The sequence below is a fragment of the Phenylobacterium sp. genome (assembly GCF_004299445.1).
In the GTDB taxonomy this organism is placed as follows: Bacteria; Pseudomonadota; Alphaproteobacteria; order Caulobacterales; family Caulobacteraceae; genus Phenylobacterium.
In genome coordinates, this window is record NZ_SCTC01000021.1 from 19,324 (window position 1) to 40,892 (window position 21,569).

General features: G+C 68.5%; 14 protein-coding genes. 8 read left to right on the top strand and 6 right to left on the bottom strand.

The window, feature by feature from the left end:
• The first annotated feature begins 57 nt into the window (after positions 1-57).
• Positions 58-1,281 carry a PLP-dependent aminotransferase family protein gene (locus EPN98_RS05630; protein ID WP_293361371.1) on the top strand — a complete coding sequence of 408 codons (1,224 nt, stop codon included), beginning with the start codon at positions 58-60 and terminating at the stop codon, positions 1,279-1,281.
• Here the strand turns inward: EPN98_RS05630 and EPN98_RS05635 are convergent.
• Positions 1,254-2,630 (bottom strand): NAD(P)-binding domain-containing protein, encoded by a 1,377-nt coding sequence (locus EPN98_RS05635; RefSeq protein WP_293361373.1) that lies wholly within the window; start codon positions 2,628-2,630, stop codon positions 1,254-1,256. The two genes, EPN98_RS05630 and EPN98_RS05635, sit on opposite strands and share 28 nt — an antisense overlap.
• A 123-nt stretch (positions 2,631-2,753) precedes the next feature.
• Here EPN98_RS05635 and EPN98_RS05640 point away from each other — a divergent pair, with 123 nt between their 5' ends.
• Together EPN98_RS05640 and EPN98_RS05645 are read left to right on the top strand one after the other, a co-directional pair.
• Complete coding sequence (locus EPN98_RS05640; protein ID WP_293361375.1) at positions 2,754-3,419, top strand: hypothetical protein; 666 nt, start codon at positions 2,754-2,756, stop codon at positions 3,417-3,419.
• 40 nt (positions 3,420-3,459) lie between these two features.
• Positions 3,460-5,085, top strand: a complete 1,626-nt coding sequence (locus EPN98_RS05645; protein ID WP_293361377.1) for a GMC family oxidoreductase N-terminal domain-containing protein — start codon at positions 3,460-3,462, stop codon at positions 5,083-5,085.
• A gap of 13 nt (positions 5,086-5,098) precedes the next feature.
• Here EPN98_RS05645 and secA read toward each other — a convergent pair whose 3' ends face one another.
• A complete protein-coding gene (gene secA / locus EPN98_RS05650; protein WP_293361379.1) occupies positions 5,099-7,855 on the bottom strand; it encodes a preprotein translocase subunit SecA in 2,757 nt (918 codons plus the stop codon).
• Positions 7,856-8,118: 263 nt separating this feature from the next.
• Here secA and EPN98_RS05655 point away from each other — a divergent pair, with 263 nt between their 5' ends.
• Complete coding sequence (locus EPN98_RS05655; RefSeq protein ID WP_293361381.1) at positions 8,119-8,886, top strand: class I SAM-dependent methyltransferase; 768 nt, start codon at positions 8,119-8,121, stop codon at positions 8,884-8,886.
• Positions 8,887-8,902: 16 nt separating this feature from the next.
• Here the strand turns inward: EPN98_RS05655 and EPN98_RS05660 are convergent, their stop codons facing one another.
• Both EPN98_RS05660 and EPN98_RS05665 read right to left on the bottom strand, forming a co-directional pair.
• A complete protein-coding gene (locus EPN98_RS05660; protein WP_293361383.1) occupies positions 8,903-9,505 on the bottom strand; it encodes a hypothetical protein in 603 nt (200 codons plus the stop codon).
• 166 nt (positions 9,506-9,671) lie between these two features.
• The gene (locus EPN98_RS05665; protein WP_293361385.1) at positions 9,672-10,841 is read right to left on the bottom strand and encodes an acetyl-CoA C-acyltransferase; all 1,170 of its coding nucleotides are present in this window, start codon (positions 10,839-10,841) and stop codon (positions 9,672-9,674) included.
• A 230-nt stretch (positions 10,842-11,071) separates the two neighbouring features.
• Between EPN98_RS05665 and EPN98_RS05670 the strand changes: the two genes are divergently transcribed.
• A complete protein-coding gene (locus EPN98_RS05670) occupies positions 11,072-12,016 on the top strand; it encodes a peptidylprolyl isomerase (RefSeq protein WP_293361387.1) in 945 nt (314 codons plus the stop codon).
• Positions 12,013-13,449 (top strand): bifunctional glutamate N-acetyltransferase/amino-acid acetyltransferase ArgJ, encoded by a 1,437-nt coding sequence (argJ, locus tag EPN98_RS05675; RefSeq protein ID WP_293361389.1) that lies wholly within the window; start codon positions 12,013-12,015, stop codon positions 13,447-13,449. Before EPN98_RS05670 ends, argJ begins: the two co-directional genes overlap by 4 nt.
• On the opposite strand, the gene EPN98_RS05680 is transcribed toward argJ, so the two are convergent.
• Positions 13,427-15,334 (bottom strand): glycosyltransferase family 2 protein, encoded by a 1,908-nt coding sequence (locus EPN98_RS05680; RefSeq protein WP_293361391.1) that lies wholly within the window; start codon positions 15,332-15,334, stop codon positions 13,427-13,429. The genes argJ and EPN98_RS05680 overlap by 23 nt on opposite strands.
• A 36-nt stretch (positions 15,335-15,370) precedes the next feature.
• Complete coding sequence (locus tag EPN98_RS05685; RefSeq protein ID WP_293361393.1) at positions 15,371-16,795, bottom strand: DEAD/DEAH box helicase; 1,425 nt, start codon at positions 16,793-16,795, stop codon at positions 15,371-15,373.
• A 292-nt stretch (positions 16,796-17,087) separates the two neighbouring features.
• On the opposite strand from EPN98_RS05685, the gene EPN98_RS05690 reads away from it, so the two are divergent.
• A complete protein-coding gene (locus EPN98_RS05690) occupies positions 17,088-18,317 on the top strand; it encodes a serine hydrolase domain-containing protein (RefSeq protein WP_293361395.1) in 1,230 nt (409 codons plus the stop codon).
• Between the two features lie 162 nt (positions 18,318-18,479).
• Complete coding sequence (locus EPN98_RS05695) at positions 18,480-21,566, top strand: TonB-dependent receptor (protein ID WP_293361397.1); 3,087 nt, start codon at positions 18,480-18,482, stop codon at positions 21,564-21,566.
• Positions 21,567-21,569: the final 3 nt, after the last annotated feature.

Sequence of the window (21,569 nt, forward strand, 5' to 3'; positions counted from 1 at the left end):
AACAGCGGATGGATCGGCCAGCTCCTCTCCATCCGAACATCCCGATGGAGACACCCGATGACTTCGCCCAATCCGCCCAGCCCCTTTTGGGAAGACCGCTTCAGCCCGCGGATGGCGCACGTCCGCGCCTCCGAGATCCGTGAACTCCTGAAGCTGTTGGATCAGCCCGACATCCTCAGCTTCGCGGGCGGCATCCCCGACCCCACGCTGTTCCCGGTGGAGCGGATTCAGTCATTCTATGCCGAGATCCTCGCCGACTCCGGCCAGCAGGCGCTGCAGTACTCGGTGTCCGAGGGCCTGCCCGCGCTGCGCCGCTGGGTGGCCGAGCGGATGACCCGAGCGGGCGCACCCTGCGACGCCGAGAACATCGTCATCACCGCCGGCTCGCAACAGGCGCTGGATCTGCTGGGCAAGCTGTTCCTGGCGGCGGGCGACACGGTGCTGGTCGAGCGGCCCACCTACCTGGGCGCGCTGGGCGCCTTCAACGCCTACGAGCCCACCTATGCCGACCTGGGCGGCGAGACCCCGAGCGGCGCGCGGCTGGCGTACGTGGTTCCCGACTTCGCGAACCCAACGGGCAGGACGCTGACCCGCCTGGAGCGGCTCAAGCTCCTGGACCGAGCCTCCGAGGGCGAGTTCCTGATCATCGAGGACGGCGCCTACCGTGAGCTGCGCTTCGCCGGAACCGACGAGCCGATGCTGCTCGCCCTGGACATCGCCCGCACGGGGTCCATCGAGCATGCCCGGACCATATTCTGCGGCACCTTCTCCAAGACCCTGTCGCCGGCGCTGCGGCTGGGCTGGATCTGCGCGCCTACGCCCGTGGTCGACAGGATCGTTCTGCTGAAGCAAGGCGCCGACCTGCACGCCTCCACCATCAATCAGATGGTCGCAGAGCGGATCGTGTCCGAGGGCTACGACCAGCACCTGGGTCGCCTGCGGGCGGCCTACCGCGAGCGCAATTCGGCCATCCAGGACGCGCTGGCGCGGCACATGCCCATGGGCGTCACCTGGACGAAGCCCCAGGGCGGCATGTTCGTCTGGGTGACGCTGCCTGAAGGCCTTGACGGCGCCCGGCTGCTGGAAGCGGCGCTGGCCGAGGCCCGCGTGGCCTTCGTCCCCGGGGCGCCGTTCTTCGCCGTGGGGGCCCAGGCCAACACGCTGCGTCTCAGCTACTCGCTGCCGCCCCTGGACGCCATCGACGAGGGCGTGCGCCGCCTGGCCCGCGTGATCGAGGACCGCATGGCGTCACGTTACTCGGCTGCGATGGTCGCCGGCTGAGCTGCGCGCGCCGGGACGGGCAGGGCGTTGCCGGCCGCCTTCGCCCGCTTCGCGCCGCGCTCGATCTCCTTCATCAGGTCGTGGACGTAGATGCCGAAGTCGACCTGGATCGTGTGGCGGGCGGCCTTGTAGTAGGGCTCCAGGTGCAGGGCCTCGTCGTCCTTGATCACCTGCGCCATCTCGGCCGGCGACGGCGGCAGGTAGCGGCCCGTCAGGTAGGCGCCTGCCAGCTTGGCCTGCTGCTCGGCGAAGTTCACCAGCGTCGGCAGCGGCTGGGCCAGGCCCATGAAGAACAGGTTCGGGACGCCCGGCTGCATCATCCGCTTGAACAGCGGGAAGCGGTTCTCTGCGTCGGGCGACAGCGCGGGGTCGTCGAAGAAGGGGAAAGTGATGTTGTAGCCGGTGGCGTAGACGATGGCGTCCACGTCCTCGATGCTGCCGTCCTCGAACCGCACCTGCTTGCCCATCAGTTCGGCGATGTTGGGCTTGAACTTCACGTCGCCGCAGCCGGCCCGGGTCAGGAACTCGCCCGAGACGCTGGGATGCGCCTCCAGCGGTTCATGGTCGGGTTTGGGCAGGCCATAGTCCTCCATGTTGCCCAGCGCCCGCTTGATGGCCCGGCGCGCCAGCGCCAGCCCCAGCTTGCGCGGGAACCACGGGGGCATGGCGGCTTTGTCGGCGACCTTGCCGTTCATGTACTTGGGCAACACCCAGACGCCGCGGCGCGCCGCCACCCACAGCTTGCCCGCGATCGGCCGCTGCGACAGCTCGGAGGCGATATCCATCGCCGAGTTGCCCATGCCGACCACCACGATGGACTTGCCGCGCATGTCCACCGGATCGAACGGGCTGCGGTAGTCGTGGGCGTGGAACGCGGGCCCGTCGAACGTCCCGGGATAGTCGGGGATGCGCGCGTCCCAGTGGTGACCGTTGCAGACGAACAGCACGTCGTAGGTCCGCGTCTCGCCGTTCGACAGCCGCACCGACCACAGGCCGTCGGCCGTGCGTCCGGCATGCTCGACGCGGGTGTTGAACGTGATCCGCGAGCGAAGGCCGAAGTGGTCCACGTAGTCGCGGAAGTACTGCAGGAGTTGGCCGTGGTGGGGGAAGTCGGGCCAGTCGGCCGGGACCGGATAGTCCTCGAACGCCAGCCGCCACTTGGACGTGTCGATGTGCAGGCTCTCGTAGCAGGCCGACATCCCGTTCGGGTTCTTGAAGTACCAGTTGCCGCCGACATCGTCCGACATCTCGAAGCAGTCGAACGGCACGCCCAGATCCTGCAGCCGCTTGGCGGTGGTGAAGCCGGAGCAGCCGGCGCCGATGATGCAGGCCTTGGGGAGCGCGGTCATATCGGATCCACTTGATGAGGTCGCGCGGAGTGTGGCCGGCTTGCCGCCACGTCCGGCAAGGCTCCGCGACTTGCCTGTCTCGCTGGGTCAGCCAAACTCGCCGGAATGGGGGAGAACCGCTTCATGTTCCGGACGCTCGTGGTCGCCGCCTTGAGCCTGGGCCTGATGGGCGCCGGGCCGCCGCCTCTGATGCCGGATCGCGTCGAGCCGGTGGGAAACCTGGCGGTCGCGGCGAAGACGTTCCAGGGCCGGGCCGCACTGCAGGTCACCGACCTTGGCCCGCCCAACGGTCACACCGACAAGCTGGTGGTGCTGCCCGGCACTGACTTCGGCGATGGCGAGATCGAGCTGTGGGTGGCGGGCGAGCCCGGGGCGGTGGGCGCGAACCCCGGGGCGCGGGGCTTCGTCGGCGTGATGTTCCGCCTGTCCGACGACCGCAAGACCGGCGAGGCCTTCTACGTCAGGCCGACGAACGGCCGGGCCGAGGACCAGGAGCGGCGCAACCATACGGCCCAGTACATCTCGGCTCCGGACTGGCCCTGGGAGCGGTTGCGGCGCGAGACGCCATCCCGTTACGAAGCCTATGTCGACATGCAACCGGCCCGATGGGTGCGGCTGCGGATCGTGGTGAAGGGCGAGCGCGCCCGGCTCTTCGTCGATGGGGCCGAACAGCCCACTCTGATCGTCAACGACCTCAAGGGCGGCGCCGGTCGCCGGGGCGCCATCGCCCTGTGGATTGGTCCGGGCACCGTCGCGCATTTCGCCGGCCTCACGGTGAAGCCGTCCTAGCGGGCTGGTCCCGTCACGCGGATTCGAGCATGGAAGCGCCATGGCGGCTCAATCCCTCGACGGCGAGTACGACTACATCGTGGTCGGTGCGGGCTCGGCCGGCTGCGTGGTGGCCAACCGCCTGTCGCAGGATCCTCGCAACCGCGTCCTCCTGCTGGAAGCGGGCGGGCAGGACGACTGGATCTGGTTCCACATCCCCGTCGGCTACCTGTTCGCCATCGGCAATCCGCGCTCGGATTGGCTGTACGAGACCGAGCCCCAGCCGGGCCTGAACGGCCGGGCGCTGAAGTACCCGCGGGGCAAGGTGGTCGGCGGCTCGTCGGCCATCAACGCGATGATCTCGATGCGCGGCCAGGCGGCCGACTACGACCACTGGCGCCAGCTGGGCCTGACCGGCTGGGGCTGGGAAGATGTGCTGCCCGCCTTTCGCCGGCTGGATAACCACTTCCTGGGCGAGACCGAGCATCATGGCGCGGGCGGCGAGTGGCGGGTCGAGCAGCCGCGCGTCCGCTGGGCGGTGCTGGACGCCATCGCCCGCGCGGCCGTCGAGATGGGCGTCCCGGCCACCGACAACTTCAACACCGGCGACAACGCCGGCGTCGGCCTCTTCCACGTGAACCAGCGCCGGGGCCTCCGCTGGTCGTCGGCCACGGGGTTTCTCAAGCCGGTGCTGAAGCGGCCGAACCTGCGCCTCGAAACCGGCGTCACGGTCGAGCGCGTGCTGTTCGACGGCCGGCGAGCGACGGGCGTCGCGTTCCGGCGGGGCGGCGTTCACGTCGAGGCGAGGGCAGGGCGCGAGGTGATCCTCTGCGCCGGCGCGATCGGCTCGACCCAGATCCTGCAGCTCTCGGGCGTCGGTCCGGCCGAATGGCTGGGTGCGATGAACGTGCCCGTCGTCGCCGACCGCCAGGGCGTCGGGCGCAACCTTCAGGACCATCTGCAGCAGCGGGCGATCTACAAGGTCAGCGGGGTCCGCACCCTCAACGAGACCTACCACAACCTCATCCGCCGCGGCCTGATGGGCGCGGAGTACGCCCTGTTCCGCACCGGCCCGCTGACCATGGCGCCGTCGCAGCTGGGCCTGTTCACGACCTCGTCGCCCGAGCACGAGCGGGCCAACATCCAGTTTCACGTTCAGCCGCTCTCGCTGGACCGCTTCGGCGAGCCGCTGCACCGGTTCCCCGCCGTGACCGTGGCCGCGTGCAACCTGCGCCCCACCTCGCGCGGGACCATCCGCCTGCGCTCGCCCGATCCCGCGGACGCCCCGCGGATCGCTCCCAACTACCTCGACACCCCCGAGGACCGCCGCGTCGCCGCCGACGCCATCCGCGTCACGCGCCGCCTGATGTCCCAGAAGGCCCTGTCAGGCTTTCGGCCGCAGGAGCACCTCCCCGGACCCTCGGTCGGCGACGACGAGGCCTCACTGGCCCGCGCCGCCGGCGACATCGGCACGACCATCTTCCATCCCGTGGGCACGGCGAAGATGGGCCTGCCGTCCGACCCCCAAGCCGTGGTGGACGCCCGCCTGCGGGTGATCGGCTTGGAGGGCCTGCGCGTCATCGACGCCTCGGTGATGCCCACCATCACCTCCGGCAACACCAACACCCCCACCATCATGATCGCCGACCGCGGCGCGCGGTTCGTGCTGGAGGATGCCGCGGGTTAGGCGGCCGCCCTGATCAGATCAGGGCGCCGTGGCAGTGCTTGAACTTCTTGCCGGAGCCGCAGGGGCAGGGCTGGTTGCGGCCGGTGTCCTGCCAGCCGTCGGGCAGGGCCGACATGGGCAGGGCGGCGCGCTGGTCCGCGGAGACCCCGTCAGGCACGAAGCCACGTTCAGCCTCGTTCTCGCCGGTCAGCGGGTCGAGGTGCACCTCGAACGTCGGGCCGGAGGGGGGCGGGGGCGGCTCCTCGAACTGGAACTCCACCGTCATCAGCCAGCGGGTCACGTTCTGGCGCAGGTCGACCAGAAGCTTCTCGAACAGCGAGAAGGCCTCGGTCTTGAACTCGTTGAGCGGGTCGCGCTGGCCATAGCCGCGCAGGCCGATCACCGTGCGCAGGTGGTCGATGTGCATGAGGTGCTCGCGCCACTGCAGGTCGATGGTCTGCAGCAGGAAGCTCTTCTCGATGTTGCGCATGTGGTCGCCGACCAGCTGGTCGCGCTCGGCGGCCCGGGCGTCGGCCGCCTGGACGATCCGCTCCTCGATTTCCTCGTTGGCGATGCCCTCTTCCTGCGCCCAGTCGGCGACCGGCAGATCGAGGCCCAGCATCGACTTGAGGTGAGAATCCAGACCCGCGATGTCCCACTGCTCGGCATAGGCCTTGGGCGGCAGGTGGCGCGTGACGAGGTCGTTGATGGTGTCGATCCGGAACTCGCGGATGATCTCCTGGAGGTTCTGCGCCTCCATGAACTCCTGGCGCTGCTCGAAGACGGCCTTGCGCTGGTCGTTGATGACGTCGTCGTACTTCAGCAGGTTCTTGCGGATCTCGTAGTTGCGCTGCTCGACGCGCTTCTGGGCGGTGGCGATGGCGCTGTTCAGCCACTTGTGGGTGATCGCCTCGCCTTCCTGGACGCCGAAGGTGCGCATGATCGAGTCGAGACGATCACCGGCGAAGATGCGCAGCAGGTCGTCCTCGCACGAAAGGAAGAACTTGGAGTGTCCGGGGTCGCCCTGACGGCCCGTCCGGCCGCGGAGCTGGTTGTCGATCCGCCGGCTTTCGTGGCGCTCCGTGCCCAGCACGAAGAGACCGCCGGCGGCGAGGGCCTGCTCCTTGAGGTCCTTGATGTCGGCTTCGATCTCGGCCTTCTTGTCCAACGCCTGCTGAGGCGTGACCTCGAGGCCGGCGTCGCGCTGCTCTTCGCGCCACTTGGCTAGGCGCATGTCGACGTTGCCGCCCAGCTGAATGTCGGTGCCGCGACCCGCCATGTTGGTGGCGATGGTCACCGCGCCCGGTACGCCCGCATCGGCGACGATCGCCGCTTCCTGTTCGTGGAAGCGGGCGTTCAGCACGTTGTGCGGGATGCCCTTGATGGTCTTGCCGTCCAGTTCGAACGTGTGGGCCTTCAGGACTTCCGACAGCTGTTCGGACTTCTCGATCGACACCGTGCCGACCAGGATCGGCTGCTTGCGGCGGTAGCAGTCCTCGATCAGCAGGGCGACAGCGCGGTTCTTCTCGGCGGCGGTGCGATAGACCTCGTCGTCGTCGTCGATGCGCTGGACCGGCCGGTTCGTCGGGATCTCGGCCACGTCCATCTTGTAGATGTCGTTGAATTCCTGCGCCTCGGTCGCGGCCGTGCCGGTCATGCCGGACAGCTTGTTGTAGAGGCGGAAGTAGTTCTGGATCGTCACCGAGGCCAGGGTCTGGTTCTCGGGCTGGACGACGGCGCCTTCCTTGGCCTCGATGGCCTGGTGCAGGCCTTCCGACAGGCGGCGGCCATGCATCATGCGGCCGGTGAACTCGTCGATCAGGATCACTTCGCCAGCGCGGACGATGTAGTCCTTGTCGCGCACGTAGATCACGTTGGCGCGCAGCGCCTGATTGATGTGGTGCACCACCGAGATGTTGGCGGGGTCGTAGAGACCTGCGGAGTCCTCGGCCAGGTGGCCGGCCTCGGCCATCATCTCTTCGACGCGCTCCGAGCCGAACTCGGTCAGCATCACCTGACGCTGCTTCTCGTCGTATTCGTAGGTCGTGGTGTCCTTGATCATCTCCTTCACGAGGAGGTCGACGGTCCGGTAGAACTCGGAGCGGTCCTCGGTCGGGCCCGAGATGATCAGGGGCGTGCGCGCCTCGTCGATCAGGATGGAGTCGACCTCGTCGACGATCGCGAAGTTGTGGCCGCGCTGGACCATCTCGCTGACATCATAGACCAGGTTGTCGCGCAGGTAGTCGAAGCCGAACTCGTTGTTCGTGCCGTAGGTGATGTCCGACAGATAGGCGTCCTGGCGCTGGCCCTGGCTCAGCCCGTGCACGATCACGCCGACCGAAAGGCCCAGGAAACGATAGACCTGGCCCATCCACTCGCTGTCGCGCTGGGCGAGGTAGTCGTTGACGGTGATGACGTGCACGCCCTTGCCGGCGAGCGCGTTGAGATAAACCGGGCAGGTGGCGACCAGCGTCTTGCCCTCGCCGGTCCGCATCTCGGCGATGCCGCCCTTGTGCAGGATCATCCCGCCGACGAGCTGCACATCGTAATGCCGCTGTCCCAGGACTCGCCGGGCGGCCTCGCGGACGACCGCGAAAGCCTCCTCCAGAAGCTGGTCCAGGGTCTCGCCTTTTTCCAGACGGGCGCGGAATTCCGCAGTCTTTCCGCGCAATTGCTCGTCGGTGAGCGCCTGGATCGCGGGCTCGAGCGCCGTGATCTTGGCGGCGCGGGCCTGCATGCCCTTGACCTTGCGGTCGTTGGAGGAACCGAAGAACCGTTGGAAAATGCTCAAGGAAGGTATCCGTCCGGCGGCGATGTGGCCCTTCGCCCGCCGGTAAGAAGGCGCTATTTTGGGGCGTGGCTGACTTAAGGACTGCCCCCGCTCAAGTCAACGCAGCGCACCCGTGACGGGTTGACCTGTCCCCAGAGGCGAGTGACCCTTTCGCCACCATGAAGGCCTAGTCGCTCATAAGCGCCGCGGACACCGCCGGCCCCTGCGACGCCCCAGAGCACCATCCGGCGCCGGGGCGACCCATTCCTGTTCCCGAGGTCTTCATGCCCGACACCACGGTCCTGAACCGCTATGGCTCGATAGCGGCTGAAATCTACGACATCGACAAACCCGCCTTCGCGCTGCCGGACACCCGCTTTCATTTGGAGCGGTTCGAAGGCTTCGGACGGCCGATCCTGGAGCCGGCCTGCGGCTCCGGGCGGACGCTGATCCCGTTCCTGCAGGCGGGACTGGACGTGACCGGCTTCGATTCGAGCCCGGAGATGCTGGACCGCTGCCGGGCGGGGGCGGCCGAGGCGGGTTACTCGCCCGACCTTTCCCGTCAGCGCTACGAGGACTTCGCTTACGACCGCCGGTTTGGCGCGATCCTGATCCCGGTGGGGTCGTTCACACTGATCGACGACTTCGCTGTGGCGATGTCTGTGTTGCGTCGCTTCTACGACCACCTGGAGCCGGGCGGAGTGCTGGTCATCGACCTGCAGGGCCTGAACTTCCTGACCGCCCGTGGCGAGGATCGGCGCCGCTGGACCGCGCCGAATGGCGACCTTCTCACGTGCGAGGGCATCCGCACGGGCACGGACCTGCTGCGGCAGCGGGCCGAGACGACCTATCGCTACGAGCGCTGGCGCGACCACCGCCTGATCGAGACCGAGATCGACGTCATGGCCCAGCGCTACTGGGGCCTGGACGAGTTCCGGCTGGCGCTGGAGGCGGTCGGGTTCGGCGGTGTGACGGCATGCGGCGGCTACGATCGGCGCCGCGGTCCGCGCGAGGCCGACCGGGTTTGGACGTTTGAGGCGGTGAGGGCCTGATCCGGCCGCGGCGCGCCTATTTCAGGCGCGTCGCGTCCAGGAAGCGCTTGTGTAGCGCCCGCATTTCGTCGGTGACGTTATTGCCCACGTGGTAGGTGACGGCCTGGACGGTCGATTTCTTGTCCATGGCAATGGTGTTCAGGAATACGAACGACATGCCATCCGAATTGGCCACGTAGATCACTGTTTCGGAGGGCAGGCCGTCCACCTTGGCCGGTTCGATGCCTAGCACGGGGACGTCCTTGCCTTCGCCGCCGGAGAGTTTGGCCGCGTTCTCGAGGATGGCTGAGCGCATCATCTTCGCCGAAATGCCGTCTTCCAGGCCCAGGCCCTCCACGATGAAGAGGCCGTAGGTGCGGTCGTTCAGCCGATACATGGCGGCCGCATCGCCGCTACCGCTCGAGGTGCGTCGCCAACCCGCGTCCTGACCGCAGAACGAGACCTGATCCTGCACCGACTGGCAGCTGGTCCCCGTCTGTGACACGTACTTCCAGCTGAAGTCGGACATCAACTGGACCGGCCGGCCGTCCACCAGTGAAGTCCCGACCACCTGCTGCGCCGCAGCGGGGAACCCCAGCGCCACCGTGGCCAAGCCTGCCACAAGCCACATCCGCTTCAAGTCTTGATCCCCCAATACCCCTTTTACGAGCGATCAGGCTTAGCTGCTCGCGGGACGCGCGGTCAACCTGGGCGAAGCTTGACGCCGGACAACGCGAAGCCGTGCCTCGCAAAGCAAAACGGGGCGCCGAAGCGCCCCGTCCGCAAAGTCGAATTGTCGGTTGTCCTTAGAAGACCTCGAACAGGCCCGCGCCGCCCATGCCGCCGCCGATGCACATGGAGACCACCACGTGCTTGGCGCCGCGGCGCTTGCCTTCCTGCAGCACGTGGCCCGCGAGGCGCGCGCCGGTCATGCCGAAGGGGTGACCGATGGCGATGGAGCCGCCGTTGACGTTGTACTTGGCCGGATCGATGCCCAGCTTGTCGCGGCTGTAGAGGCACTGCGAGGCGAAGGCCTCGTTCAGTTCCCAGAGGTCGATGTCGTCGACCTTCAGGCCGTGGCGCTCCAGCAGGCGCGGGATCGCGAAGACCGGGCCGATGCCCATTTCGTCGGGCTCGCAGCCGGCGACAGCCCAGCCCTTGAAGACGCCCAGGGGCGTCAGGCCGCGGCGCTCGGCTTCCTTGCCTTCCATCAGCACGACGGCGGCGGCGCCGTCCGACAGCTGCGAGGCGTTGCCGGCCGTGATGAAGTTGCCGGGGCCCTTCACCGGCTCGAGCTTGGCGAGGCCTTCGGCGGTCGTGTCGGGGCGATTGCACTCGTCGCGGTCGACCACGTAGTCGACGATGGACTCGGCCTTCGTCGCCTTGTCGACCACCTTCATCTTGGTCTTCATCGGGACGATCTCGTCCGCGAACTTGTTGGCCTGCTGGGCGGCGGCCATGCGGCGCTGGCTCTCCAGCGAGTACTCGTCCTGGTACTCGCGGCTCAGATTGTAGCGCTTGGCCACGATGTCGGCCGTGTCGATCATGGCCATGAAGATATCCGGGGCCACCTTGAGCAGCTCGGGATCGAAGTTGTCCTTGCCGACGCCCGGGTTCGGCATGGAGATCGACTCGACGCCGCCGGCGACCACAGCGCTGGCTCCGTCGTTGCGGATGTAGTTGGCCGCCATGGCGATCGTCTGCAGGCCCGACGAGCAGAAGCGGTTGACCGTCACGCCCGAGGTGGTGATCGGCAGGCCGCCAAGCAGGCCCGCCTGGCGGGCGACGTTGCCGCCGCCGTGCGCGACGTTGCCCATGACCACGTCTTCGATATCGGCCGGGTCGACGCCCGACTTGGCCACGGCGTGCTTCACGGCGTGCGCGGCCATGGAGACCGTGGGGGTCATGTTGAACCCGCCGCGTCCCGACTTGGCGAGACCCGTACGGGCATAGGAAACGACAACGGCTTCACGCATAGGGCAATCCTCCCAACGAAATGGATTTTTTGAGCCCTCGGTCGGGCCCGGAAATACGCGGGCGCAACCTTTGCATCCCGAGATGCGATTGACCAGCGTGCCGCGACAGCCGCACGCAAACTCTTGCAGGAAACAAGCGCGCCGAGGACGCTTGAAAAGTGGCTTCCACTTTGCTGGACCGCGCTCTAGGGACGGGCTGCGCTGCCTCGCCGATTTCAAAGGACGATCGCATGACGGCCAAGAGGCCCTTCCGCATCGCCGTCATGGCCGTCGTCGTCGCGCTGAGCGTTACGGCCTGCGGTCGCGACGCCGGCGGGGACAGTCCGCCCGAGCGGGGCGACAAGGCGGTGGCCAAGGTCGACGGCAAGATCATCTGGGCGTCCGACGTGAAGCATGAGGCGGTGGCCCAGGGGCTGGTGGGCGAGGGCGAGCCGCTGGACACCTCGTCGGACCTGTTCCGCCGGATGATGGACGAGGTGATCGACCAGAAGCTGCTGGCGGCCGAGGCGCGCCGGCGCAAGCTGGACAAGGATCCGGCGGCCCAACGTCGGCTGATCGCGGCCGAAGACCGGGTCCTGGGCGACATGCTGGTCGAGAATCAGGTGGCCGATGCGGTCACCGAGAACGCCATCCGCGGCCTCTACGAGGAGCAGCAGAAGCTGTCGCGCCGGTCGATGGAGATTCGGGCGCGTCAGATCGTTCTCGCCACCGCCGCCGAAGCCGACCAGGTCAAGAAGCTGCTGGCCGCTGGCGCCGCCTTCGAGGCGCTGGCGATGGAGCGTTCGCGCGATGCGGCCACGCGGTTCAACGGCGGCGACCTGGGCTACTTCACCACCGACGTGATGCCCGAGGCCTACGAGACGGCGCTGAACGGCGCGCGGGTCGGCCAGGTGGTGGGGCCTGTGGCGGTCGAGGGCGGATTCGCCCTGGTGAAGGTTGAGGACGTGCGCGAGGAGCAACCGATCGCTCTGGACGCCGCCCGCCCGCAGATCGTTCGCTTCCTGACCTACGACCGCATCCGCGACCTGTTGGAAAAGCTGCGCGCCAAGGCCAAGGTCGAGACCCTGATCAAGCCCGAGGCCGGCGCGCCGAAGGCTGTTCCGCCCGCCGACGCGCCGAAGGTCGCGCCAGTCCCGGCCGCCGCCCAGCCCCAGACCAAGGGAACAGCCAAATGAGCCGCAAGCCCGCCAAGCCCGCGGCCAAGACGCCGGCCGCCAAGTCCGCCAAGCCGGTTGAGGTCGTGGGTCATACGATCGAGCGCGCGCTCGAGCCCCTGACCTCGGCCGTGAAGCGCGCCGCCGACAAGACCTCGCGGGCTCTCGACCATGGCAAGCCGGCCGCCAAGGCTGCGCCGGCCAAGGTCGACAAGGCGGCTATGCCCGTCTCGCCGCTGGCCGTGCCGTTCCCGCGGATGAAGCCGATCCGGGGTGTGACGCTGGGGACCGGCCGGGCCGGCTTCTACAAGCACGATCGCGAAGACCTGCTGGTCATGAGCTTCCCCGAGGGCGCCAGCTGCGCGGGGGTCTTCACCCGCCACGCCGTGGGCTCGGCGCCGGTGGACTGGTGCAAGCGCCAGCTGGAGGCGACCAAGGGCGAGGGCGTGAAGGCGCTGGTGGTCAACGCCGGCTGCGCCAACTCCTTCACCGGCCGCCCCGGCGCCGACGCGGTGCGGCGCGTGGCTTCGGCTGTCGGCAAGCGCTTCGACTGCCGCCAGCGCGACGTCATGGTCGCCTCGACCGGCGTCATCGGCGTGCTGTTGGACGACGCCAAGATCACCGCACGCCTGCCCGAGGTGGAGGGCCGGCTGGAGGCCGACGGCTGGGGCGGCGCAGCGCGCGCCATCATGACTACCGACACCTTCCCGAAGGGCGCCTACGCCGAGGCCAAGATCGACGGCGTGACGGTGCGCATCGGCGGTATCTGCAAGGGCTCGGGCATGATCGCGCCCGACATGGCGACCATGCTGGCCTTCGTGGTGACCGACGCCAACATCTCGCCGCGCGCCCTGCAGGCCCTGGTCAGCCTCTACACCCGCAACACCTTCAACGCGGTGACGGTGGACGGCGACCGTTCGACCAACGACACCCTGTTGCTGTTCGCGACCGGCCAGTCGGGGGCGCCCAAGATATCCCGCGCCGGCGAGCACCGCCTCGCCGACTTCCGCGACAAGCTGGAGGCGGTGCTGATGAACCTGGCCCACCAGCTGGTCCGCGACGGCGAGGGCGCCACGAAGTTCATCAAGATCACCGTCACGGGCGCGCAGAGCGCCGCCTCGGCCCGCAAGATTGCGCGGTCGGTGGCTGACAGCCCCCTGGTGAAAACCGCCTTCGCCGGCGAGGACGCGAACTGGGGCCGCATCGTGATGGCCGTGGGCAAGGCCGACGAGCCGGTGGATCGCGACTCCCTGAGCGTGAAGTTCGGCCCGCACTGGGCGGCGCAGGACGGCCTGATTGCGGCCTCGTACGACGAGGCTAAGATGAGCGCCTACATGAAGAAGGCCGAGCTGGAAGTGACCATAGACGTGGGGGTCGGCCGGGCCAGCTCCACCGTCTGGACCTGCGATCTCACGAAGCGGTACGTCGAAATCAACGGCGACTATCGCTCATGACCCACGGCGGCTTGCGCGGCGGCGGACTTGCCAGCTTGTAGTCGCTGTACCGGAGGTCGAAGAGCGGGTTGTGGAAGGGGTCCTGGTCCAGCGCCCGGCCCCAGCGGGACTGCATCGCGGCGATCTCGGCGTTGAAGCGCGCCTGCGCCTCGGGTTCGCGATCCTCGCCGCGGGAGGCGGACTCGTGGTGGACCAGCTCGGCGTGGGGCGTCCAGACGATGTCGTAGCCGGCGGCGCGCACTTTCAGGCACAGGTCGACGTCGTTGAAGGCCACGGTCAGGCGTTCCGCGTCGAGCCCGCCAACCTCATCATAGACGGACTTGCGGATGGCCAGGCAGGCGGCCGTCACGGCCGTGACGTTCCGGGGCGTGAGGAGGTGGCGGTAGTAGCCGCCGTTATCGCCCGGCGCGCCGTAGCAGAGGTGGCCGGCCACGCCGCCCATGCCGATCACCACGCCGGCGTGCTGCACGGTGCCGTCGGGAAACAGCAGTCTCGCACCGACGGCGCCGACATTCGGCCGCACGACCTGGGCCACCATCTCGTCGAGCCAATCGTCGCGCAGCATCGAGATGTCGTTGTTGAGCAGCACCAGGATTTCGCCGCGCGCCTCGGCGGCGGCCAGGTTGTTCAGCGCCGAGAAGTTGAAGGGGCCGGGCGCGGGGAGGATCCGTACGCGCGCGTCCTTCCGCAGACGCTCGAACAGGGCCGCGGTCTCGGGTTCGACGCTGCCGTTGTCGACGATCAACAGTTCCAGCGGGGCGTAGGCCGTCTTGGTCAGCACGCCGTCGGCGCACTGGGCCAGCAGTTCGGCGCGGTCGCGTGTGGGCACGATGATCGAGACCAGCGGCCGGGGTTCCGGCGGCGCGCGGCGCACGCCGACCCAGCCGGGGGAGTCTTCGAGGTTCGCAACGGTCACTCGCGTTTGTCCCGTGCGGACCAGGTGTTCGTCCACGGCCCGACGGGCGGCGTCGGCGCAGCGGTCCATGAAGGCCTGCGAGAAGGTCTCGGGCCCGCCCTCCTGGCGCCAGTGATAGAGCACCCAGGGAATGTGATGGATGCGCGAGGCTGACGATTGCTCGCTGACCCGCAGGGCCAGGTCATAGTCCTGGCTGCCTTCGAAACCGACCCGAAGCCCGCCGATCGCCTCCACGATGCTGCGCCGATAGACGCCCAGATGGCTGACGAAGTTCTGGCTGAGGATCAGCTCGGGATTCCAGGCGGTCTTGAAGTAGGGCTCGTAGCGTCGCCCGCTCGTGTCGATCTTGTCCTCGTCGGAGTAGATCAGATCGGCGTCGGGATGCTCCTGCAGCAGGGCCGCGACCTCGTAGAGCGCGCGTTCGGGCAGGATGTCGTCATGATCCATCAGGGCCACGAACTCGCCGGTCGCCAGCGTGAGGGCCGTGTTGGTGGCGGCGCAGATGTTGCCGTTCTCGGGGCGGCGGACCACCTTGATCCGAGAGTCGGCGGCGGCCTGCTTCTGTAGCGCCTTCCAGACCGCCGGCTCAGGCGACGCGTCGTCGGCGATGCACAGCTCCCAGTGCGGATAGAGTTGGGCGCGCACCGAGGCGATGGCCTTGACGATCAGGTCGGGCGATTTCGCATAGACCGGCATCACCACCGAGATCAGCGGCGTGTACGTCATCCGCGCCACGTGCGCGCGGATGGACTTGCGGTCGGTGGGGGACAGCGTGTCGTAGGTCGCCACCCAGTCCAGGTAGTCGCCGTAACTCAGCGCCTCGGGTTCCAGCACCGAGCGGATGTAGCGCGCGCCCCAGCGTGTCTTGGCCATACGCTCGGCGGCCGCGTGCACGACCCGGTGGATCAGCGGCACGCGGCGCACAGCATTCAGCGCATGGATGGACAGGGTGCGGACGAGGGCGTGCATGGACTGCGTCTTGTCGCCCGCGTCACGCCCTCTCGTCTAGCGGTTGCTCCAGACGCCCGTCGGGCGGTCGCCGCCGCCCGCGTTACCCCCGCCGCTACGACGGCGCCGGCTCGGACCCTTGAAGCCCGGCTTGGCGTTCTCGCCCTGGGGCCGGCCCTCGGAGCGGCCGCCGTCCTGGCGGTGAGCCGGCTTGGCGTCGGCGTGGTTGCGGTTGCGCTTGGCCGCGTGAGCCCCGCGATGCGGCTGGGCCTTGCCCTGCGGGCGCGCGGCCTGCGAGCGCTCGGGCTTGCCGGTGTCGGGCATGGCCGCGGTGGCCGCGCCCAGGTGACGGTCGTTGCGGCGGTCGAAGCTGGGGATCCGCTGACGGGTCACCTTTTCGATGTCCTTCAGCAGGTTCCGCTCATCGTCGGCGCAGAACGCCACCGCCGAGCCGTCAGCGCCGGCGCGGGCCGTACGGCCGATCCGGTGGACGTAGCTTTCCGGCACGTTGGGCAGTTCGAACTGCACGACGTGGGTGACCGCATCGACGTCGATGCCGCGCGCGGCGATGTCGGTGGCCACCAGGGCGCGGACTTCGCCGGCCTTGAACGCGGCCAGGGCGCGTTCGCGCTGGCCCTGGCTCTTGTCGCCATGGATCGAGGCCGCCTCGACGCCGGCCTGCTCCAGGCCCTTGGCGACGCGGTCGGCGCCGCGCTTGGTGCGGGTGAAGACGATGACGCGCTTGAAGCTGCCATCATCGAACAGTTCGGCCAGCAGGGCGCGCTTGCGTTGCTGCTCGACGAACACGACGCGCTGGTTGACGCGGTCCACCGTGGTGGCCTGCGGGGTCACCGAGACCTTCAGCGGGTTCGGGTTGAGGATTTCGGCCGACAGCTTTTCGATCTCGCTGGGCATGGTGGCCGAGAAGAACAGGTTCTGGCGGACCCGCGGGACGAACTTGATGATCTTCCGGATGGGGACGATGAAGCCCATGTCCAGCATCTGGTCGGCTTCGTCGAGAACCAGGATCTCGACGCCCTCGAGGGTCATCGATTTCTCGCCAAGGTGGTCGAGCAGGCGGCCGGGCGTGGCGACGAGGATGTCGACGCCGGGCGCCATGGCGCGCATCTGGCCGCCATACTTCACGCCGCCGAAGATCACCGCGACGGTGACGCCGATGTGCTTGCCATAGGTCTTGAAGCTCTCGCCGATCTGGGTCGCCAGCTCGCGGGTCGGCGCCAGCACCAGCACACGGGCACTGCGGCGCGGGGCGGGCTTCTTGTTCTCGGCCAGGCGGTGGAGGATCGGCAGGGCGAAGGCGGCCGTCTTGCCGGTGCCCGTCTGGGCGATGCCCAGAAGATCCTTGCCCGACATCACGCCGGGGATGGCCTGCGCCTGGATCGGCGTCGGCTGGGTGTAGCCCTCGTCGGCCAGCGCCTTGAGCAGCGGCTTGGCCAGGCCAAGGTCGATAAATTGGGTCAAACGAATAGTCTTTCGCGTATGCGACGAACGCGCCGGCTCGGAACCTTCCGAGGGCGCGGGGATCGCTGTCTTTGGGGAGCGCCCCGCGTGATGGGCGATCTATGAGAAGTCTCTCACTGCGCTCGACAGGCTGGGTCTTCGGAAAGACCCCACGCGGCTGGAGCGTCGCTAGCACTCAGGAGGAGCGCAACCCGCAAATCGGGGTTCCGGGCGTTAATGTCAACCCACGTGGTCGGAATGGGGCCCGGCTGGCCCCGATTGCCATTCGGCGGCCGGTGGGGGAAACCAGACCATGATCAGGCTTCTGCTTCTCGGGGCCACGTTGTCCTTGAGCCTGGGCGCGGCCGCCGCGGCGGCGATCGCGCCGGTCGATCGGGCGGCGATCGAGGCCTATGAAGTCCGGCTGCCGGCCGGGCCGACGGCAGCGCCCGGAGCGCCCCCCAAGACGCTGGCGGCCCGCATGGCCGAGCTCAAGGTCCCGGCGGTCAGCGTGGCCTTCTTCGAGAACGGCAGAGTGAAATGGGCGCGGGCCTACGGGGTTGCCCAGGCGGGGGGCGGGCAGGCCGTCACACCTCAGACGCTGTTCCAGGCCGCCTCGATGAGCAAGGCGCTGGCCGCCGTAGCCGCGCTGCGGCTGGTCGAGCAGGGCCGGTTGGACCTCGACGGCGACGTCAACGGACGGCTGAAGGCCTGGACGGTTCCCGCCAGCGACTACACCGGCGAGCAGAAGGTTACGCTGCGCCGCCTGCTCAGCCACACCGCCGGCCTGACCGTGAGCGGTTTCCCAGGCTATGCGGCCGGCCGGCCGGTCCCGAGCACCGTGCAGATCCTGAACGGCGCGCCGCCTTCGAACACGCCCGCCGTTCGATCGTTCGAGGCGCCCGGCGGCGCCTACGCCTATTCCGGCGGCGGCTTCACGGTCGCCCAACTGCTGATCGAGGAGGCGCAGGGCAAGCCCTATCCGGATGTGCTGCAAGCCCTGGTGCTACGGCCCGCCGGCATGCGCCGCTCCACCTTCGACCAGCCCTTGCCGGCCCGCCTGGCGCGTCGTGCCGCCAGCGGCCACGACAGCAAGGGCGCGTTGATCCTCGGCGCCCGAAACACCTATCCCGAGTACGCCGCCGCCGGCCTGTGGACGACGCCGTCCGACTACAGCCGGTTCATGATCGCGCTTCAGGACGCCTACGCCGGCCGCCCTGGCGTGGTCCTCAGCCAGGCCAGTGCGCGGACGATGATGACGCCCGTCGATGCTGGCTACGGTCTGGGGGTCGTGCTGGGACGGCGCGGGGGGCATGGCTACTTCCAGCACAGCGGCAGCAATATGGGTTTCCAGTGCGCCTCGTTCGCGTTCCTCGACGGGTCGCGGCAGGGCGTGGTGGTGATGACCAATGGCGACCTTGGCGGGCGGCTTGCGGGAGAGATTCTGTCGGCCCTGGGCGACGCCTATGGCTGGGGCCCCTACGACCCCGCCAATAAGGTCTCGCCCCGCCGCGCTCCGATGGCGCCGCCGTCGCCCCGGTGACTGTCAGGTCGCCTTTCCGGCCTCCACCCGTGCATCCGGGACACAAAAGGTCGCAGCCGCACCGACCGGGCGCCCCGCAGGCTTGACGGTCTGGGCGGGAACCCGAAGAAGAGGCGCGGGGGACCGGGCGCAGCGCGTCTGGCGAAGGAGGGGGTTCACAACATGAGGTTTTCGCCAACCCGCGGGCGCGTGCGCCTGCTGGCCACCAGCGCGCTCTGCGCCGCCGCGGCGCTCTCGACGCAGGCCTGGGCCCAGGACGCCAAGACCGATACCGAAGTCGGCGAGATCGTCGTGGTCGGCTCGCAGATCCAGGGCTCGAAGGTCACCGCCGCGCTGCCCGTGACCCTGCTCACGACCGACCAGATCCGGGGCGCCGCCGCCGGTTCGGGCGACGAGCTGTTCCGCACCATCCCGCAGGCCGGGAACGTGACGTTCAACTCGAGCTTCCTGCCGGGCTCGTCGAATTCCGCGCGGGGCGACGTCAACTCGGTCAGCCTGCGCAACCTCGGGGCGGGCAATACGCTGGTGCTGATCAACGGCCGGCGCACCGTCTACCATCCGACGACCCAGGCGGAATCGCTGGTTCCGACCTTCACCTACAACACCAACGCCATTCCCGTGGCGGGCCTGAAGAGCATCGAGGTGCTGCGCGATGGCGCGGCGGCGATCTACGGGACCGACGCGGTGGCCGGCGTCATCAACACAGTCCTGCAGGACGACCTGGACGGCGGCTCGGCCGAGTTCCAGTACGGCACGGCGCCGGGCACCAACCTGCGCGAGGGCCGCCTGACCGGCGTCTACGGCGAGAACTTCGCCGACGGCCGCGGCAACATCACGATCTTCGGGTCGCTGGAGCGGCGTTCGGCCCTGCTGGCGTCCGACCAGGACTACACCGCCTCGTCCAACCGCCAGTCGCTGTTCGCCGGGACCGAGTTCGCCACGGCGGTGGGCCTCGACAATCGGGCGACCACGTCGGGCTTTGGCGCCTTCCAGGCCGTCGGCGTGACCAGCGCGATCCGCCAGGGAACGACGGCGATCACCGGCGCGACCGGCATCTTCCACACCTCGCCGCAGTCGGTGAGCTGCACCGTGGTGATCGGCCCCGGCCTCTGCGTCGTACCGGGCGCCTTCAACACCACCACCGACCGGGCCTTCCGCCCCGACACCGTGGCCCAGACCAAATCCTCGGTCATCCCGCAGGCGGCCCGGACCAACATCTTCCTCACTGGCCATTACGACATCGCCGAGGGTCTCACGGTGTTCGGCGAGGCCGGCTACTACCACGCCCGCACCGAGGGCAATGTCTCGGGCTTCAATGCGCTGGGCACCTCGCCCGCGATCAGCATCGGGCCGAACGCCTTCTACAACCCCTTCGGCGCGGCGACGCTGGCCAACGGCCAGCCCAACCCGAACCGCCTGCCGAACCTTGTCGGCGTGCCCGCGGGTGGCCTGCGGCTGACCTTCAACGCCTACGGCCTGCTGGACCTGGGCGCCTCGCAGGTGATCGTCAACAACGACCAGTATCGGATCCTGGGCGGCCTGAAGGGCCGCAAGTTCGGCTTCCGGTGGGAAAGCGCCGCCCTCTATTCCGAAGCGACCGTGGACGACCTGTCCTACGCGCTGAACGGCACGGCCTTCTCGGCGGCGGTCAACCGCACGACGGCCGACGCCTACAACCCGTTCAACGGCATCGGCGCGGGCACGAACCTGGTCACCGGCGGCGACCAGACCCCGTCGAGCGCCGCGGCGATCGCCGGGCTGATCATCCCGATCACGCGCTCGAACAAGACCACGCTGGCGCTGTGGGACTTCAAGATCAGCCGCCCCGACCTGTTCACCATCTGGGCGGGCGATATCGGTCTGGCCGCCGGCATTGAGGTGCGCCGCGAGACCTATCGCGACAACCGCGACGACAACGTCGACGGGACCATCCCGTACATCGACGCGATCACCGGTCCCATCGTCGGCGGCACGGTGGCGCTCAGCAACATCCCGGGCACCTCGGTGTCGCCGGACGTGAGCGGCCACCGCACCGTGAAGTCGGCCTACGCCGAGCTGGCCATCCCGCTGGTCTCGCCCGAGATGAACATCCCGCTGGTCGATCGCGTCGAGGTGCAGCTGGCCGGGCGCGCCGAGGACTACAGCGACGTCGGCAGCGTGGCCAAGCCGAAGGTCGCGGCGGCCTGGGACATCATCCCCGGCTTCCGTCTTCGCGGGTCATGGTCGAAGGGCTTCAAGGCGCCGAACCTGGAACAGATCAACGTCAGCCAGGTCAGCCGCACCAACAACCGGCAGGACTACTACTTCTGCGAGGCCGACCTGCGCGCCCGGCGGATCACCAGCTTCACCCAGTGCGCCCAGTCGCGCACCACCCGCGCCGTGCGGGCCGGCAATCCGGACCTGAAGCCTGAAACGTCGGAATCCCTGTCCTACGGCATCGTTCTGCAGCCCGAGTTCATCCCGCCGGAATTCGGCCGCCTGACCCTGACCGCCGACGTCTGGAAGATCCGCCAGAAGGGCATCGTGGGCCTGTTCGGCGAGGGCAACGCGGTGATCCTCGACTACCTGCTGCGCCTGCAGGGCTCGTCCAACCCGGCCGTGCACCGCCTGGCGCCGACGCCGGACAACATCGCGGTGTTCGCGGGCACCGGCCTCGCGCCGGTCGGCTTCGTGGACTTCGCCGACGACAAGTACGTGAACCAGCTGCCGCAGGTGGCCCAGGGCGTCGACCTCGGCCTCAACTACCGTTTGGGTACCGATCGCCTCGGCGACTTCACCCTCGACGTGAACGTCGCGCGTCTGGACAAGCTCTATCAGTCGCCGACCGAAGGTCTTGCGGCCCTGCTCGCGGCCCGCGCGGCCGGCCAGATCAACGCCGGCACCATCATCACCGGCGGCCAGGATATCGTCGGCCAGAACGGCACGCCCGAATGGCGCGGGACGGGGTCGTTCACCTGGCGCAAGGACGGCTTCGCGGTGAACTGGTTCTCGACCTACACCGGCAAGTACTACGACACCGGCCTGACCTACGCGGCGGGCGGCTTCTACAACGTGCCCTCGACGATGGTGCACAATGTGTCGCTGGCCTACACCTTCGACGAGGGCAAGTACCTGGAGGGAACGCGCGTGCTCGTGGGCGCCCGCAACGTGTTCGACAAGGACCCGCCGCTGGTGCCGGGCGGCTACACGGCCACGGTCTACAACCCCTACGGCCGGTACCTCTATTTCAACGTCAGGAAGTCCTTCTAGCCA

Bases quoted from the DNA above. Each gene is read 5' to 3' on its own strand.
- EPN98_RS05635 (WP_293361373.1), bottom strand. From the start codon at position 2,630: ATGACCGCGCTCCCCAAGGCCTGCATCATCGGCGCCGGCTGCTCCGGC.
- EPN98_RS05690 (WP_293361395.1), top strand. From the start codon at position 17,088: ATGATCAGGCTTCTGCTTCTCGGGGCCACGTTGTCCTTGAGCCTGGGC.
- EPN98_RS05655 (WP_293361381.1), top strand. From the start codon at position 8,119: ATGCCCGACACCACGGTCCTGAACCGCTATGGCTCGATAGCGGCTGAA.
- EPN98_RS05680 (WP_293361391.1), bottom strand. From the start codon at position 15,334: ATGCACGCCCTCGTCCGCACCCTGTCCATCCATGCGCTGAATGCTGTG.
- EPN98_RS05640 (WP_293361375.1), top strand. From the start codon at position 2,754: ATGTTCCGGACGCTCGTGGTCGCCGCCTTGAGCCTGGGCCTGATGGGC.
- EPN98_RS05670 (WP_293361387.1), top strand. From the start codon at position 11,072: ATGACGGCCAAGAGGCCCTTCCGCATCGCCGTCATGGCCGTCGTCGTC.
- EPN98_RS05630 (WP_293361371.1), top strand. From the start codon at position 58: ATGACTTCGCCCAATCCGCCCAGCCCCTTTTGGGAAGACCGCTTCAGC.
- EPN98_RS05695 (WP_293361397.1), top strand. From the start codon at position 18,480: ATGAGGTTTTCGCCAACCCGCGGGCGCGTGCGCCTGCTGGCCACCAGC.
- EPN98_RS05645 (WP_293361377.1), top strand. From the start codon at position 3,460: ATGGCGGCTCAATCCCTCGACGGCGAGTACGACTACATCGTGGTCGGT.
- argJ (WP_293361389.1), top strand. From the start codon at position 12,013: ATGAGCCGCAAGCCCGCCAAGCCCGCGGCCAAGACGCCGGCCGCCAAG.
- EPN98_RS05665 (WP_293361385.1), bottom strand. From the start codon at position 10,841: ATGCGTGAAGCCGTTGTCGTTTCCTATGCCCGTACGGGTCTCGCCAAG.